General features: G+C 61.6%; 17 protein-coding genes. 5 read left to right on the plus strand and 12 right to left on the minus strand.

Translation table 11 applies throughout. The annotated features are described in order from the left end of the window. Positions 1–3 precede the first annotated feature (3 nt). From alr to gcvH, 7 genes are all read right to left on the minus strand, one after another. On the minus strand, positions 4–1,095 hold the full coding sequence (gene alr / locus OP10G_RS20005; RefSeq protein ID WP_025228659.1) for an alanine racemase: 1,092 nt from the start codon (positions 1,093–1,095) through the stop codon (positions 4–6). Continuing rightward, positions 1,092–1,883: a glutamate racemase gene (gene murI / locus OP10G_RS20010; protein WP_038473467.1), complete on the minus strand. Its 792-nt coding sequence runs from the start codon at positions 1,881–1,883 to the stop codon at positions 1,092–1,094. The genes alr and murI overlap by 4 nt, the downstream gene beginning before the upstream one ends. A 35-nt stretch (positions 1,884–1,918) precedes the next feature. Beyond that, on the minus strand, positions 1,919–2,395 hold the full coding sequence (locus tag OP10G_RS25170) for a hypothetical protein (protein ID WP_025228657.1): 477 nt from the start codon (positions 2,393–2,395) through the stop codon (positions 1,919–1,921). Between the two features lie 50 nt (positions 2,396–2,445). Next, the gene (locus OP10G_RS25175) at positions 2,446–3,078 is read right to left on the minus strand and encodes a lipoyl protein ligase domain-containing protein (protein ID WP_025228656.1); all 633 of its coding nucleotides are present in this window, start codon (positions 3,076–3,078) and stop codon (positions 2,446–2,448) included. A 119-nt stretch (positions 3,079–3,197) separates the two neighbouring features. After that, the gene (gcvPB, locus tag OP10G_RS20025; protein ID WP_025228655.1) at positions 3,198–4,769 is read right to left on the minus strand and encodes an aminomethyl-transferring glycine dehydrogenase subunit GcvPB; all 1,572 of its coding nucleotides are present in this window, start codon (positions 4,767–4,769) and stop codon (positions 3,198–3,200) included. After that, a complete protein-coding gene (gene gcvPA / locus OP10G_RS20030) occupies positions 4,769–6,106 on the minus strand; it encodes an aminomethyl-transferring glycine dehydrogenase subunit GcvPA (RefSeq protein ID WP_025228654.1) in 1,338 nt (445 codons plus the stop codon). Before gcvPA ends, gcvPB begins: the two co-directional genes overlap by 1 nt. A gap of 87 nt (positions 6,107–6,193) precedes the next feature. Continuing rightward, on the minus strand, positions 6,194–6,574 hold the full coding sequence (gene gcvH, locus OP10G_RS20035) for a glycine cleavage system protein GcvH (RefSeq protein WP_025228653.1): 381 nt from the start codon (positions 6,572–6,574) through the stop codon (positions 6,194–6,196). A gap of 74 nt (positions 6,575–6,648) precedes the next feature. Here gcvH and pdxH point away from each other — a divergent pair, with 74 nt between their 5' ends. Next, complete coding sequence (gene pdxH, locus OP10G_RS20040) at positions 6,649–7,275, plus strand: pyridoxamine 5'-phosphate oxidase (RefSeq protein ID WP_038476160.1); 627 nt, start codon at positions 6,649–6,651, stop codon at positions 7,273–7,275. A 147-nt stretch (positions 7,276–7,422) separates the two neighbouring features. Here the strand turns inward: pdxH and OP10G_RS20045 are convergent, their stop codons facing one another. The 3 genes from OP10G_RS20045 to OP10G_RS20055 form a co-directional block, all read right to left on the minus strand. Then, a complete protein-coding gene (locus tag OP10G_RS20045; protein WP_038473470.1) occupies positions 7,423–7,896 on the minus strand; it encodes a hypothetical protein in 474 nt (157 codons plus the stop codon). A 185-nt stretch (positions 7,897–8,081) separates the two neighbouring features. Beyond that, positions 8,082–9,260, minus strand: a complete 1,179-nt coding sequence (locus tag OP10G_RS25180; RefSeq protein WP_025228650.1) for a stalk domain-containing protein — start codon at positions 9,258–9,260, stop codon at positions 8,082–8,084. Positions 9,261–9,407: 147 nt separating this feature from the next. Continuing rightward, entirely contained in the window at positions 9,408–10,733 is a 1,326-nt protein-coding gene (locus OP10G_RS20055) for a dicarboxylate/amino acid:cation symporter (protein WP_025228649.1), read from the minus strand. 69 nt (positions 10,734–10,802) lie between these two features. On the opposite strand from OP10G_RS20055, the gene OP10G_RS20060 reads away from it, so the two are divergent. Continuing rightward, the gene (locus OP10G_RS20060) at positions 10,803–11,336 is read left to right on the plus strand and encodes a redoxin domain-containing protein (protein WP_025228648.1); all 534 of its coding nucleotides are present in this window, start codon (positions 10,803–10,805) and stop codon (positions 11,334–11,336) included. Between the two features lie 102 nt (positions 11,337–11,438). Here OP10G_RS20060 and rtcA read toward each other — a convergent pair whose 3' ends face one another. Continuing rightward, positions 11,439–12,470: an RNA 3'-terminal phosphate cyclase gene (rtcA, locus tag OP10G_RS20065; protein WP_038473474.1), complete on the minus strand. Its 1,032-nt coding sequence runs from the start codon at positions 12,468–12,470 to the stop codon at positions 11,439–11,441. After that, a complete protein-coding gene (locus OP10G_RS20070) occupies positions 12,467–13,318 on the minus strand; it encodes a 3-keto-disaccharide hydrolase (RefSeq protein ID WP_025228646.1) in 852 nt (283 codons plus the stop codon). The genes rtcA and OP10G_RS20070 overlap by 4 nt, the downstream gene beginning before the upstream one ends. An 80-nt stretch (positions 13,319–13,398) precedes the next feature. Here OP10G_RS20070 and OP10G_RS20075 point away from each other — a divergent pair, with 80 nt between their 5' ends. The 3 genes from OP10G_RS20075 to OP10G_RS20085 are packed head-to-tail and all read left to right on the plus strand — an operon-like array spanning position 13,399 to position 15,938. After that, positions 13,399–13,773 (plus strand): hypothetical protein, encoded by a 375-nt coding sequence (locus OP10G_RS20075; RefSeq protein WP_144241274.1) that lies wholly within the window; start codon positions 13,399–13,401, stop codon positions 13,771–13,773. A 24-nt stretch (positions 13,774–13,797) separates the two neighbouring features. Then, positions 13,798–14,265: a ribose 5-phosphate isomerase B gene (gene rpiB, locus OP10G_RS20080; RefSeq protein WP_025228644.1), complete on the plus strand. Its 468-nt coding sequence runs from the start codon at positions 13,798–13,800 to the stop codon at positions 14,263–14,265. Then, the gene (locus OP10G_RS20085; protein WP_025228643.1) at positions 14,262–15,938 is read left to right on the plus strand and encodes a hypothetical protein; all 1,677 of its coding nucleotides are present in this window, start codon (positions 14,262–14,264) and stop codon (positions 15,936–15,938) included. Before rpiB ends, OP10G_RS20085 begins: the two co-directional genes overlap by 4 nt. Positions 15,939–15,951 lie beyond the last annotated feature (13 nt).

A 15,951-nucleotide genomic window follows, 5' to 3' on the forward strand; every position in this document is an offset into this window, starting at 1 on the left:
CCGCTATGCCGCCCGACGAGGGAGGAGCGGTGAAATTCGAGTCGTTACCTCGTAGTTGATGGTGCCGATCCGGATCGCGATCTCCTCGGCGGAAATCCGATCCTCACCTTGCGCCCCCAAGAGTACGACCTCGTCTTCCGCCCGAGCTCCGTCGGCGTCCGATAGATCGACGGCAAACATGTTCATTGCCACCCGCCCCAAGACGCGACACCGGCGACCCCGCACCAGGACCTCGCCGACGTTGCTCAGGCCCCGGTCGTACCCGTCCCCGTATCCCTGGGGAACGATGCCGATCGTGATTTCCCGGGGCGCGATGTAAGTTAAGCCGTAGCCGACCGGATGGCGGGCCGGTAACGTTTTTACTTGGGCTAGACGACTGACCCAACGCAGCGCCGGCCTCAATCCCAGCCCTGCGTGCTGCCGCTCCAAGGCGGATGATGGATACATCCCGTACGTTCCAATTCCGAGCCTGACCAGGTCGTTCCCCGCCTCTAGCGTCATAACCCCCGACGTAGCCGAGATATGCCGGCCAAGGCCGGGATACCGGTTTCGAATCGCGACGAAAGCGCAGTCGAACAGCTCCATCTGGTCGATTGCGTGAACCAGGTCGGTCGTGTCCTCGATATTCGCGAAATGCGCGTAAGCGGTAAGCACCTCGATCGACGGATAGGCGGCCAATGCATCCAACATCTCCGGTAGATCCCTCGGAAGCACCCCTTGCCGGCCCAGTAAAGCGTCGATCTTCAGATGAACCTTCGCCCCGGCCTCCGCCATCGCTGGGAGCCGCTCTGCATCGTAAAGCGTCAGCTCTCCGCCGAGTGACGCGGCTTCGGCGATATCTTCCCGCGCGACATAGCCGAGGACGAGTACCCGCCTATCAGTGACCTGCCGGATCTCCCTCAATTCCTCGATGTCGTCGACCTGAAAGCCGTCGACTTCACCATTGAGCGCTTCGACCACCGTCGCAAGGCCGTGGCCGTACGCGTTCGCCTTGACCACGGCGATCAACTTGACTCCCGAACCCACCAACGATCGCAACGACCGAACGTTATAACGCAAGGCGTCGCTATCTATTTGAATCTCCGACAGGCTCATCCGAGGGTCACCCGCTCCAATCGAATCTCATCGCCCGCCAACTTCCGCGCCCACTTTTCATGGGCGGCGGTGACGTCCGTTACCACGTAACGCCGCTCTCCCGATTGGCCAAGACGCGTCTCAATCTCCGGATGGCGCACCAGATAATCTGCCAGTTTTTCCGGGACGACTTCATCCTGGGAGACGACTCGGACCTTCGTTCGCGACCGGATTTCGTCTTTCAAAAGGCAATAGTGGGTGCAGCCCAAAACGAGCGCGTCCACGTCTTCAAGTCCGGCTAAGTAGTCGTCCATTACCGGCCCGGCGTACCGCAGACCGTCGTTTTCGATCAGCGGTACCAGGAGCGGCGCGGCTCGGGAAACGACCTTCGCTTCTGGGTTTTGCCGAATAAGCTCTCGCTCGTAAGCTCCCGATTCAACCGTGCTATTCGTCGCCAAAACCCCCACCCGCTTGGCCGTCCCCCGTTCAAAGACCGCTTCCGCGGTCGGAATGATGACTCCGAGGACCCTCCGATCCGGATAGTGGGCCGGCAGGTACTCCTGCTGGCTCTTCCTCAGCGCCTCCGCGGAGGCCGTGTTACACGCGACGATGATCAGCTCACAGTCGTTCTCGAACAGATAAGTCAACGCCTGGGAAGTGAATTCGTGGATCGTCTCCTGCGACCTTCCTCCGTACGGCACCCGCTTAGTGTCGCCAAGATACAAGTAATCGTACTCCGGCAACCGCGAGGCGATTGCCTGGGAAATCGCAAGCCCCCCTAGTCCCGAGTCGAAAACCCCGATCCGCATCCTAACGATTTTGACGCAAGCCGCCGATCCACGCCTTATTCAGGGAAAGGGATTCCTAGCACCTCGGCGTGCTCGCGTAGATCGGCGAAGATCACCGCCCGATCTTCGGGTTCGGTAATCCCCTTGGCGGTGGACCAAGCCTGATCGTAGTGTCGGCGCGCCAAATCGAAGTGGCATGCAACGCGGTAAGCCCTCACCAGGGCTTCGTGCGCCGCCGCCTTATCGAACGTCGAAAGATCGTTCTTCTCGGCGTATTCCAGGCAACGGCGAGCATGGAACATGGCCGGTTCGCCCCGTTCGAGAGCCGCATAAACTCGCGAAATCTGCCACTCCCCACGTGCCCAGTGGACCGGTTGGCCTACGAGGCCCCAGTGGTAACGCGAAGCATGCGCCATGTGGATCATCGCAAGATCCTCTTCTGCCGACCGTCCCGACTTCTCTAGCAGGCGCCAAGTCTGGTTAAACGCATCGACGGCAATCTGTCGATAGAGCGGCAACTCGACGGATGGCATGGGCCAGTTTAATACGAATCATGTTAAGAGATGATGAGGTCGGCCCAGGATTAGTGCAGTTTTTTAAGATTATCTAACCCCTCCTGAAGCGTTTCAGCAAACTTAGAACGGTTAAGGGCGACCGGTTTGATCGCGACGCCTCCCCGGATCACGGAAGCCGGGTCAATACCGGCATCTCTCACAGGAATGCTCGCCTGGATCAACACCGCATCCCGCGTCCTCCGGAGCGCGCACCCGCATACCTTTGCCCCTGACCGAGGATCCACAATGTCGTTCGAAGAGCTTCCTGCGAAGCAGTCGATCCGCCGAGGATCTCCGTCGTCAGCCCCGATCGATTCCGCCAGCACCGCCGGAACGCCGCCCGCGTGCAAGGCGGCGATCAGAGGTTCGGTTCCGATGCGATAGCTGTCCCGCACCGAACGACGCAACGGAAACGCCAAACCGACGGTGAGGTCGTGCCCATGCAGCACCGCCGCCCCTCCGGTTGGACGCACGATCCACGGGATGCGAGACGGATCGACAAGGGTTCGCTCCGCCTCCTGCCCCCGCCCCAATGTCACCCAGACGGTGGACCAGGAGTAAATCCGCCCCCCCGCCTCGCCTTCGGCGGCGCGCGAAAGCAGCTCCAAATCCGCCGCCATGTTCGCCGGCCCGTCGCCGGGCGGGTCAAGCGAGAGTCTCATACCCGCCCCCTACGGCGAAGCCGTGTAGCCGCAGGTTGGCTCGTACCTGCGTCCCGTGCGGGGGTTGTACCGGAATCATCGGCGAGGGCGCCGACGCTACGAGTGCGAGCGCGCCGACGCTACGAATCGCGAGGCACCGTGTCGCTACGAACCCCCTCGAGCCCCTCACCCTTCGCGAACTCGCGTTTTGGGCCACCGTCGATCACCACGTCTCCCCCCGTCCGCCACCGGACGTCCAGGTTCTTCACCGCCATCGTCTCGTCCAACCGGCCTACGATCTGGCTGGTCGGCGCCTCGTGCAATAGGTCAGGAGCGACCTCAGATTCACGGCAGATTGAAATGAGCGCGTCGCAGAAGCTGTCCAAAGTCTCCTTCGACTCCGTCTCCGTCGGCTCGATCATGAGACACTCCGGAACGATCAATGGGAAGTAGTTGGTGGGTGGGTGAAATCCGTAATCGATCAGCCGCTTGCTGATATCGAGCGCCCTTACCCCATGCTGCTTCTTATACTTCTCGGCAGTGACCACGACCTCATGCATGCAGGGCCGCTCGTGGGCCGGCGGCAGCACATCCTTGATTCGAGCTCGCACGTAGTTGGCGTTGAGCACCGCATGACGGCTGATGTCGCTCATGTACTGCTTGCCAAACGCCCGCAGGTACGTGTACGCCCTTACCTCCATGAGGAACTGGCCGTAGAACGCCGAGACACGTCCAATGCTCTGCGGACGGTCGTAATCCGCGACGATCGCCGTGCCCGACCGGCGAATCACCGGCTTCGGCAAGAACGGCTCCAAATGATGCTTGAGCCCGATCGCTCCGCAGCCGGGCCCACCGCCTCCGTGCGGGGTGCTGAACGTCTTATGGAGGTTCAGGTGCATGCAGTCAAATCCGTGATCGCCCGGCCGGGTCGTACCGACCATCGCGTTCATGTTCGCGCCGTCGCAGAACACCTGGCCGCCGACCCCGTGAACCAGCTCACAGATCCGTTCGATGTTCGGCTCGAACAGACCCAGCGTCGAAGGATTGGTCAGCATCAGCGCCGCGATCTGCGGACCATGCTTGTCCAGCACCTTCTGGAGGTCATCCAGATCCGTGTTGCCATCCTCGTTGGTGCCGATCGAAACGACGTCGTATCCGCATCGAGCGGCCGACGCCGGATTGGTGCCGTGGGCGGTATTCGGAATGACGACGAGGTTTCGCTCCCCTTCCCCCCGGCTCGTGTGGTATGCCTTGATCAGCATCAAGCACGTCATTTCGCCGTGGGCGCCCGCCAGCGGCTGGAGCGTGATCTCGGAGAACCCGGTGATTTCCACCAACATCTCCTGGACCCCCATCAAGATATCCATCGCGCCCGGAATCGTCTCTACCGGCTGCATCGGGTGAAGCTTCGCGAATCCCGGCATCGCCGCCGTCATCTCGTTGACCCGCGGGTTGTACTTCATCGTGCACGAGCCGAGCGGGTAGAAGCCGGTCTCGATCCCGTAGTTGATGTGGCTCAGATTGACGAAGTGCCGCATCACGTCGAGCTCCCCGATTTCCGGCAAATGCAGCTCCGTCCGGGTCTCCCCGACCGTCGCCGCCAAGTCGACCTCGGGAGTTTCGCAAACCGGAACGTTGCACCCGATCCGACCCGGGCGAGACTTGTCGAAGATGAGCTCCGGCTCCGGCATCCGCTTTTGAATATCTTTCATTAACCGATCACCTCTCGAAGGGACTGCGCGTAGGAGTCGATTTCCGCCTTCGTGCGGAGCTCGGTCACCGCCACGAGCATCGAGTCCGCAAGCGCCGGGTAGTAATCCGCCAGCGGTAAGCCGGCGAGAATCCCCTTCCCTAACAACGCATCCCTAACCGCCGCCGGATCTTTCGGCAACTGCAAGACAAACTCCCCGAATACCTTGCCGCCGAATCGCACCTTCGCGCCGGCTTCCGTCAGCTTCGAGATCGCGTATTGGGTGTTGCGAACCGACGACTCGGCGACTTGTCGCATCCCGTTCTTCCCGAGCGCAGTCATGTACACCGTCGTCGCGAGCGCCATCAGAGCCTCGTTGGTGCAGATGTTCGAGGTCGCCTTCTCGCGGCGGATATCTTGCTCCCGGGTTCGGAGCGTCATGACGTATCCCATCCGCTCGCCGTGAGCCTCTCTCGTTCGCCCCACAATCCGGCCGGGGATCTGGCGGACGAACTCTTGTTTGCAGGCGAAGAGGCCGACCAGCGGTCCGCCCAGGCCCATGGCGACTCCCATCGGCTGCCCTTCTCCCACGACGATGTCGGCCCCGTATTCGCCGGGCGGCTTCAGTAACGCGCATGCAACCGGATCGGCACTCACGATCAGCAGGCCACCAATCCGGTCGGCCGCTTCGCGAGCCGCCGCCAGGTCTTCGATCGTTCCGAAGAAATTCGGGTACTGAACCAAGACGCACGCCGCGCCTTCGGCAGCCGAGTAATCGGTCGTCGCCCCCTCGGCCAGTGCGGGAAGCGTAACCACTTCGATTCCCATCGACCAGCAGTAGGTGTCGATTACCTGCCGGTAATGCGGGTGAACCGCCTCGCTGACGGCCACTTTTTGCCGCTTCTTGACGCCGGTCGCCATGATCGCCGCCTCGGCCAGCGAGGTCGCACCGTCGTACATGGAGGCGTTCGCCAAGTCCATCCCGTACAACTCGGCGATCATCGACTGAAATTCGTAGATCGTCTGCAGATACCCCTGCGAGGCTTCCGGCTGGTACGGCGTGTAAGCGGTCAGGAATTCGCCACGGGAGATAACGGCGCCGACCGTCGCCGGGATATACCGATCGTAGATTCCCGCTCCCAGGAAGCAGGTCACGTCGGCCAGATTCACGTTTCGGCTGGCCAGCTCATGCAAGTGGGCCATGAGGCGCGGCTCGTCGAGAGCCGGCGGAAGATCCAAGCTGCCGGGGGCAACTCTCAGGTTCGCGGGAATTTCACGGAATAGCTCGTCGATCGTCTCGACGCCGATCACCGCAAGCATGTCTTGGCGATCTTGTTCGGTATGGGGAATGTAAGGCATTTTTTAGGCGTGAAGCGTTGGGCGCGAGGCACGAAGGGTGGCTGAGGTCTTTCCTCGCGCTTCACGCTTCACGCCTCATACCCGTTCCTAGCCCGCCACCTCGGAGTAGCCGGCGGCGTCCAGAAGTCCGCCAACCTCGCTCGGGTCGGCGACTCGGATCTTGATCATGTACCCCTTCCCGTAAGGGTCGGTGTTGATCAGCTCGCTCTGCGCGCCCAGCGCCTCGTTCGCATCGACCACTTCCCCACCCACCGGGGCGTACACGTCGCTTACCGTCTTAACCGATTCGACGCTACCGAACGAATCGCCCGCGGCGAGCACTCGGCCAACGGTCGGAAGGTCCACGTAAACGACGTCACCCAACTCGGACTGGGCGAAATCGGTGATCCCGATGGTGGCGACGTCGCCTTCTAAACGGACCCATTCGTGGGTCTTGGCGTACTTGAGGTCGGCTGGAATGTTGGACATAGACGTATCACTCCTCAGACGGATGGATGGACGATTCTACCGCCGAGAGCCCCGCTTCATGGCAAAATCATGGCGTGTCGCAACGCTACGACTACGTTCGCGGAGTTCTCATCGAAAGCTCCCTCAATCCGTCCCCGTTCGCCGAACTCGAGGGGTGGATCGAGATTGCCCGACGAGTCGATGTCGTTGAACCCACCGCCATGTGCGTGTCGACCGTGGGCGCCGACGGTCGCCCCAGCGCTCGCTTCGTCCTGCTTCGAGACCTCGATGAGCGAGGACTGACGTTCTTCACCAATTACGAGAGTCGAAAGGGCCGGGAGCTTGCCCAGAACCCGTTCGCCTGCGCCACCTTCTGGTGGGGCTCGCTCGAACGGCAGGTAAGGGTCGAAGGGAGGGTCGAGAAAGTATCTCCTGACGAAAGCGACGCCTACTTCCACAGCCGCCCGCGACAAAGCCAGTTCGCCTCTGCCGCTAGCCCCCAGAGCCAAGTCGTTCAGAGCCGCGAAGAGCTGGAGTCCGCCGTCGCCAACCTCGCCGCCCGGTACCCCGAAGGCGATATGCCAAGGCCAGAATCTTGGGGCGGCTACCGCCTTATTCCCGACCGCTTCGAGTTCTGGCAAGGCCGCCCCGCCCGCCTCCACGATCGTCTCGTCTACACCCTAGGAGGCGATCAATGGATCATCCACCGCCTAGCCCCGTAGATGTTCCTCGGATAAATCGCCCGTAGCCCGGGGATCATGCCCAGTGACAAATTAGGTTCACATTTCCCTTGTCTGATTTCACCCGTAGCCCGTGGCTAAATGCAGCGCACATGCGCGTAAAAACGACGTGCTGGCCTTCCCATTCAATCACGAGCGTCCGGCAACCGGAAGCAACGCCCGAATGGCTCCGAGGTGATATGCGGCGTGAGCCAGGTTGGCGATGGCGTAGATCGCCTGCTCGTCGTCCACGTAGGTCGGCTCAGACCGATACCAATCGACGGCGAAATCGTACTCCTCGCGCAGCTCTTCTCGCAATCGTTGCCACGACTCCTCGTCGAACTCTTGGACGGCCCAGCTTCCCTCCCAGTCGGAATCCGGGTTCTCTTCCCGCAGATTCGCATTGAATAGCTGTAGGTAGTAGCACAAGTGGCGGACGTGGGCGCCGATACTCGCCGACATCCCGCACTTGCGAACCGAGGCATCGGCCGCTGGCAACTGTTGCACGGCGTCGAAAATCGCCTCCTTCCCCTGGACGAACCAGGTCCCGGAAGCTTCGGGCGCGACCCCCTCGAATACCTCCCGAAACAGCTCCGACAAACCCATCTGCAACTGGTTGCTCACCGATCAAGATTACATCCAGGTTAGAAACGGGCGGTAGGCTTCGCTCCAATCTTTATGGCGAAGATTCCGTTTCGACCTTCCCAAACTCCCTCGATGAGAACAACGCCGCCCCCCCTCCCCCAAACGAAACAAGCCCCGCCCGGAAGAAGCCTCCGGGCGGGAAGATCTCCTAGATCGACGCTAGATCAAGGATTGTCCGGCAACCGGACCGTGACGTCGTTCGTAAGGCGAACGCCGAACTGGGTGCCCGGATCGAGCCGGACGTTGCTAGGGTTCCCACGATCCTTCTGAACCTGGCCAGCCACGTAGCCGAGCACGCCGCCAAGGATGGTCCCTTCTAACGGTTTCTTGGTCAAAAGTCCGACGAGAAGACCGGCGCCCGCGCCGTATCCGGCGTAGACGGTCCGATTATCCCGCGAGCTTCCCGTTGCGCGGATGCGCCCGCTGTCGTCGCGAACGACGCCGTTCGCGTCGAGCGAGATCAAGTTTCCGTTGATCGGGTAGGAGCTGCCGTTCGGCAATCGAATGCGCCGGAAGTCTAACTCGAGCAGACCCGGATCGTTGCCGGACCTCGGGCGAGCGGTAAGCACCCGGCCTTCTACCTTCGTTCCCTCCGGCAGCATGCCGTAGTAGTCGTCGCCCGTCGATCGTACCGTCGCGGTGAACTTATCCCCACGAAGTGATCCGTCTGAGCTCAAGGGGGTGTCGAGGGTGACCGGAAGCACGGTGTCTCGAGCGATGGTTTGCGCCCGGCCGTAACTGCCGTCGTTGATGTTCCCGTTCGATACTCCGTGCCAGTTGCCGTTGCTGTCTTGCCATCGGCCGCGCGGCATGTGCCACCGGCCGTTAGCATCTTGCCAACGCCCCTGGGCGTCTCGTAGCCGGCCTTGCCGGTCGGTCCACGTTCTTGGCGTTTGGTCGATCGATTGCCCACGCCCTTCGCCGGACGTCTGGATCATAACCAGTCGCTCGGCCTCTCGCCAGCGCACTTCGGCCCCCAGCGATTCGCTTAGGAATCTGATCGGAACCATGGTGGCGCCGTTGATGATCATCGCCGGGACGTCGAGGGTGACTTCGTGTCCGTCGACCGTTGCCGTTCGATCTCCAATTCGGAGACGCACGTCGCTGTCGCCCCGGGTGGCTACCACCGATCTGCTATTCGGTCGCCACTGAACGTAAGCGCCCATTTCCTCGAAGACGCCCCGGAGTGGCACGAGCACGCGTCCATTGACGCTGCGTGGGCTTGCGCCGTTAAAGTTGACCGGTTGTCCGTCGACGGTCACAGAGATTCCCTGCGCTCCGGCGACCGACGCGATCATTACGATCGCGGCCAATGCGGCGCCTTTGTGAATCTTGTTAGTCATGTCTTGCTCTCCTTTCGGTGCCTCCTACCTTGGAGTATTTGCTCGCGCACCTCAGGAAACGTGACGGTTGCGCGGCGGCACCAGAAAGATTGACGACGACGCGACCGATCGTGATCGTTTTGCTTCCTCTGCCGGGGCCTTTGGGGCCTAGGATGTAGCCTGGATCGTGTCGTTCAACGCATCGCCCTGACGCCCCGACAGGCGCGTTACGCAGGCGGCAATCGCCATATCGCCCGTTACGTTCAGCACCGTCCGGCACATGTCGAGAATGCGGTCGACGCCCAGAATCACCCCGATCGCCTCCGCCGGAATCTTGAACATCACGAGCACGCTGGCAATCATCGGCAGCGACCCGCCCGGAACTCCCGCCGTGCCGACCCCTGCGAGGATGGCCAGCACCATCACCTGAAGCTGCTGCGCCAGGTCGAGATGCACTCCGAACAACTGGGCGAGAAAAACGATCGTGACCCCCTCGAATAAGGCGGTTCCGTTTTGGTTGGCGGTCGCGCCGACCGTGAGCACGAAGGTGCTCACGTCGCGCGGTAAACCGATTTCTTCTTCTGCGGTCTGCAGGGCCAGCGGTAGGGTTGCATTGCTCGAGCTCGTGGCGAAGGCGGTCAACATAACCGCCCGCATCTTCCGGAAGAATATCGCCGGGCTTATCTTCGCCACAAACTTCAAAGCCAGCGAATAGGTGCCGAACTGGTGCAGCAAAAGCGCCGAGAGCACCACCGCCATGTACATTCCGAGCGCGACGAACAGGTGCGCCCCGACGCTCGAGGCGGTACGGAAAACGAGGAAGAACACCCCGAACGGAGCAATCTTCATCGCATACTCGACCACTTTTTGGCTCACTGCAAAGAGGGAGTCGAAAAACGCCTTCAACGGCGCCGCTTGCTCCGCATGCACCGAGGCAAGCGCGAGGCCGAAAACCAACGCGAAGAACATAACCGGCAGCAACCCACCGTCGAGCGCCCGCACGATCTCCTTGAACGGGTTCTTGGGAATAAAGCCGATGAGGGGCGGATCCTCTGGCTCTTTCTTCGCCGCTTCGAGCTGCTTTTCCCCCTGCGCCTTATTGGAATACTGGCTGATCAGCTCTTGCCGTTGGGCCGCCGGAATGTGATCTCCGGGCGCGATAAGGTTGACCGCGCCAAGGCCGATCATCACCGCCGTCCCGCTGAGCACCACGGTCATGATCAGCGAAAGAATGCCGATCCGCCCCACCTTCGCGGCGTTTCCGAGCTCTCCCACTCCAAGCACCAAGGCCGAGAAAAGGAGTGGCACCACGATCATAAAGATCATGTAAAGGAAGATGTTCCCCACCGGCTTGGCAAGCGTGTCGTTGAACCACGCCAGGTTGGGATTCTTCGCTCCCAAGATCGCCTGGGCAACGCCGCCGCAAACGGCTCCGAGGATTAACCCGGTAAGAACCTTCGTGTGAAGGGGCATTCCCTTGCCACTCGTGTGCATTCGCGCAGATTAGCACTTTGGCTTGGCGGGCGAACTGGCCCCTGGCACTACACGTTATAAACAATAGCTATGCTCGCCGCCCTTTTGACCTTTCCCCAACTCGCTCCGGGGCTGGCGACGCTTGGTTTTCAAAACGAGAACGGACGCTGGGTTGCCCCGTTAGCCTCGAAACGACCGACCGTGTTTTTCTTCATCCTCGCCGACTGCCCGATCGCTCGGCAGTATTCCGAGGAATTCAAGCGCCTCGTTCACGACTACCCCAGCGTGTCGTTTTATGCGGTCCATGCCGATCCATCGGCGACCCTGAAAGTGGCCAAAACTCACCGTCGCGAGTACCGTCTTCCCTGCCCGGAGCTTCTGGACCCTCGGCAGCGGCTAGTCCGCATGGCCCAAGCGACCGCCGTCCCCACCGCCGCCCTCTTCTCGGCCGAAGGAAGGGTGAAGTATTCCGGTCGAATCGACGACCGCTTCCCCGCCCTCGGCATCCAACGCCCCAAACCGGGCCGGCGAGACCTCCGCGTAGCGCTCGATGAGTACCTCGCCGGAAAACCGATCTCCGTCCCCCGAACCCCGGTCGTCGGCTGCGTCATCCCAAAGCCCTAACCCCATACGGACCGCAGAGCTCCAGCTCTGCCCTCTCTACGGCGAAGCCGTGTAGCCGGCACCTACGCGTGCCGCCACCTGCAGCGCAGCCAAAACGACCCGTTACCTGACGGGATCGCCATGCACCGTGACCCACCCGGTTTCCTCATCGATTTCAATCTCACGGTCGAGAAATTGACTCACTACCCAAGCCACCGTTGTAAGGTGCTCCGTCACGGAATTCGTCCGCCACCTGCTGCGGCCCGAAGCCAGAGCCGCGGGCAGCACGAGCTGGTCCGCAAGGTGCTCGTCCACGGTAGACGACCCTTGCTTCCACTCGGCGTAAGGCTGTCCCGCTTCCTCGGATACGACTTCCATCCGCTTGCCGCGAGCGCCGATGCCGGTGTACCCGGCGAACCCGTTCTCATATTGAGCGGCCACGAACGCCGCCGCCCCCGGGCTTAAAGCCATTCGCTCGCGGACCTCGATTGAAACCCGCTCATCGACGAACGAGCGAAGCCGCTCCGCTCCACGCCGGCCCACTTCTTCTGGAAGCGACGCCAAATCGATCCACCCGATCTCCGCAACCAGCTTTCCGCGCTCTTCCAGAAGAATCGGCTGCAGTCCACCCGAGCCACTAAGCTCTAAGCTCACCTCCCCGCCTCCCTTGGGGAAGAAACCGAACCGCGGAACGTTCAACGTTGACTCCACGCCCATCCGTCGCATCGCCGGCAAAAACACGTGCTCCAGATAGTCGGCGGGCGGTGCCGACGGATTGTGGGTCCCGCCCGTTACCGTCACTCGTGACACTCCTCCGGCAAGCGCGAGCGGGACGAAGACCGTCTGCAACACCAGAGTCGTCGCCCCCGCTGTGCCGATGTCGAAGCGAAAATCTCCTGCCTCGACCTTTCTCGCCGGTGCAAACCGGAGGTAGCCGGACTGAACCTCCGCCCCCTTCAGCTCGGCCCCGCAGATCTCCGCCGCCGCCTTTGCCGCCATCAGGTGCTGCGGTTGGAGGCCCGGCTTAGCCCGCTTACCGCGAATGCTGTGTATCTCCAGGGGTCGCCCGGTAATCGCCGCCAAGGCGAGAGAGGTGCGGAGCACCTGCCCCCCGCCCTCCCCATACGACCCGTCGATCACGACCAAATCGTTCATGTTGCTGGGTACAAGGTCAGGCGACGGAAGGTGACCGGCCCGTGGTCTCCCTGAACGAGTATCGGTCCCGGCTCCCCTTCGGCCGAGTCGAGCGCTCCGCCCGTGATGCCGGGAATTTCCTGGCGGTCGATAATCGTTACCACATTCAAAACGACGGTAATCCAGCGGCCGAGCAGGGTGATTTCGGCCGTGTTCCAAGCCTCGGGTGGGTTGATCGAGTTCGTCGTCGGAGCGAGGAAACCGTAGATCGCCCCGCTATTCCCCACCCCGTTCGGAGCTCCTTCGTAATCGTCCAGAATCTGGAGCTCGTACCGGCCCCGCAAATAGATCCCGCTATTGCTCCCCTTTGGATATCGATACTCGGCGACGAGTCGGAAGTCGCTGAATTTCTCAGTCGTGACGAGGTCGGTACCCGCCGCGGAATTCACGAGCATCCCGTCCTCGATCGACCATTTGTTGGCCAGATCGTCCCACCGAGCCGTCCATCCGCTGAGATCGGAGCCAATCAGTTCGATCGGCTCTCCGAAAGTCGGCGTGAAGCTCGGGAGCTCCGGCGCGCGAACCCCCACCCAAGCCCCTTCCGTGCCGTCGTCCAATACCGTCGTCCCAACCAATCGGCCATCGACGAGGGTCCCCTCAAAGGTGAGTTCAGTCTCCCTCCTCTCATACTGCTTGGGTAACCGGAAAGCGACGTAGTCTCCCTCGATGGAGGCCGAAGCAAGCGGCCGGGCGCTGCCGAACCGCCCCACAAACCGGCCGCCTCCCTGGGTCAGCTCGACCCAAGAAGGAAACTGATCCTCCGCCGGTCCAACCATCAAATCCCACCTACCCAGCAACTCGCTTTCCATAGGCTGCACATGTTTGCGTACCCGCTAACGTTGTGTCAAGCAGCCCCCGCGAAGAGGGCGATTCCCGTACAATTAAGCTCATGCCGCGTTGCGATGCGTGTGGGGTGGAAGCCGAGGCGCCCGGCAAATTCTGCGCCAACTGTGGCGTCAAATTCGTCGCCCGCAAAGATCCGGTTTCCGCGGGCGAGGACGGCGCCTATTTCTGTCCGAAACACCCAAAGGAAGTGACCCGGGTTACCTGTGGACGGTGCGAAAAGCCGATTTGCCATCGCTGCATCGTCATGAGCCCGGCCGGTGTGCGCTGCCGCGATTGCGCCCGGAACAAACGCCCGGTACGAGTGCGGGGCGTCCTCCACAATGCCGCCCACGCCATCGGCCCAATGGACCAAAAGAAGGTTTGGTACCTCTACATCCTGGCCATGATCGCCCGCCTGTTCGGTGGATGGTGGCGATAGCCCTCGAAAAGGTAAGGTCCGAGCATGAAAATCGCGCTCGGGGCCGACCACGCCGGATTCGAACTCAAGCAGCTCCTCGTTAAGGAGATCACCGATCTCGGTCACGATGTGATCGACCTCGGAGCGACCTGCTACGACGCGCTCGACGACTATCCCGACTTCGCCCAGAGCGTCGGCGAAACCGTGGCCGCCGGCAAAGCCGACCGCGGAGTGGTCGTCTGCGGCAGCGGCATCGGCGCAAATATCGCGGCGAACAAGATTCCTGGCGTGCGAGCCGGAATATGTCCCGATACCTATTCCGCCCACCAAGGCGTAGAACACGACGACATGAACGTGCTCATCCTCGGCTCCCGAGTTATGGGAGTGGAGGTGGTACGCGAAGTCCTGCGCAGTTACTTACAGGCCGAATTCAGTGGCGAAGAGCGGCATGTCCGACGGTTGAACAAGGTGCTCGCGATCGAATCGCACTACACCCATATCCACAAACCATGAGCCAAGAAAAGATCGACCCGCAGAACCTCGCCTTGGGCGAATACGAGGCGGCTGTAAAAGAGCGCCTCGAGCAGCTTCGACAGTCCGACTTCAGCAACCGCTTTTGGAAGAAAGATCCAACCCTCTGGGGTGGCGACGCTCAGCGGCAACAGGCGGTCGCCTCCATGCTTGGCTGGATCGACGTGCTACCGAAGATCGAAGCCCGCCTCGCTGAGATCGACGACTTCGTAGCCGACGTTCGGCAAGCCGGTTTCGAGCGGGTAATCCTCGCTGGAATGGGTGGCAGCTCGCTCGCTCCGCTCGTCTTTTCGGAATGCATCCTCCGCGGCGAGAATGGTCTACGCGTCGACGTGCTCGATTCAACCGATCCCGCGACCGTGCTTCGGATCGAGCGAGCCGGCTCGCTCGATAAGACGCTGGTCGTAATCGCCAGCAAGTCGGGCTCCACCGCCGAGCCGACCGCCTTCGATACCTACTTCTTCGACAAGATCGGAAATCCCGCCAACTTCGTGGCGATCACCGATCCGGGATCGCCGTTCGAGAAGTCGGCGCGCGACCGAAACTTCCGAAAGATTTTCCTCAACTACGCCGACATCGGCGGCCGCTTCTCCGCCCTCAGCTTCTTCGGCCTCGTCCCGGCCGCCCTGATGGGCTTGGACGTGCGCGAAATGCTCCAGCAAGCGATGGCGCTGCAAAACGCGAGCGAACCGGCCTTTGAGCTTGGCGCAGCCCTCGGTGAATTGGCGAAGGGAGGGCGAGACAAGCTCACGTTCCTCACCACCCCCGAATTGTCTCCGCTGGGGCTCTGGATGGAGCAACTCGTCGCCGAGAGCACCGGCAAGCAAGGAACCGGAATCCTTCCGATTGCCGGCGAGGAGCCCGGACCGCCCAGCGTATACGGGGTTGACCGCGTATTCGTCGTGTTCCGCTCATTCGGCACGGACTGCACCAGCGTAGATATCGCCGCGGCCCCGCTCCGGAGCGCCGGCCACCCGGTGGTTACCCTCGACCTGCAAGGTCCCTATGCGATCGCCCAGGAGATGTTTCGGTTCGAGATCGCAACGGCCGTGGTCGGCGCGATTCTCGATATCAACCCGTTCGACCAGCCGAATGTCCAAGAGAGTAAGGACATCACCAAGAAGCTTCTCGAAACGGTGGAGCGCGATGGCCATCTCCCCGAGAGCCCTGTCAGCATCAATGAAACGCCGCTGAAGATGTTCGGCGATACCTGCGCCGATACGATCTCGGAAGCCGTCCAGATATTCCTCAGCGGCCACCAGCCCGACGACTACGTCGCAATCATGGCATACCTTCCGGAGAGCGAGGAGCTGACCAAAGCGCTTCATCATCTTCAACGCGACATCCGCGACCACACCCGTTTGGCCACGACATTCGGCTACGGCCCCCGCTTCCTCCATTCCACCGGCCAGTACCACAAGGGCGGCCCTTCGAACGGCTACTACCTACAATTGACCGGTGGCCACTCCGCAGATGCCCCGATCCCCGCCCGCCGCGCCTCCTGGGGTCAATTTATCGATGGCCAGGCGATGGGCGACTTGGAAGCGTTGCGAAGTAAAGGACGCCGGGTACTGAGAATCGATTTGGGAACCGACCCGGTCGCCGCCTTGCCGGCGTTGGCCAAGTCGTTCGCCGAGGGACTGAAGCAGATCTAGACCTTTCGCAGGC

The organism is Fimbriimonas ginsengisoli Gsoil 348 (assembly GCF_000724625.1).
Lineage (GTDB): Bacteria > Armatimonadota > Fimbriimonadia > Fimbriimonadales > Fimbriimonadaceae > Fimbriimonas > Fimbriimonas ginsengisoli.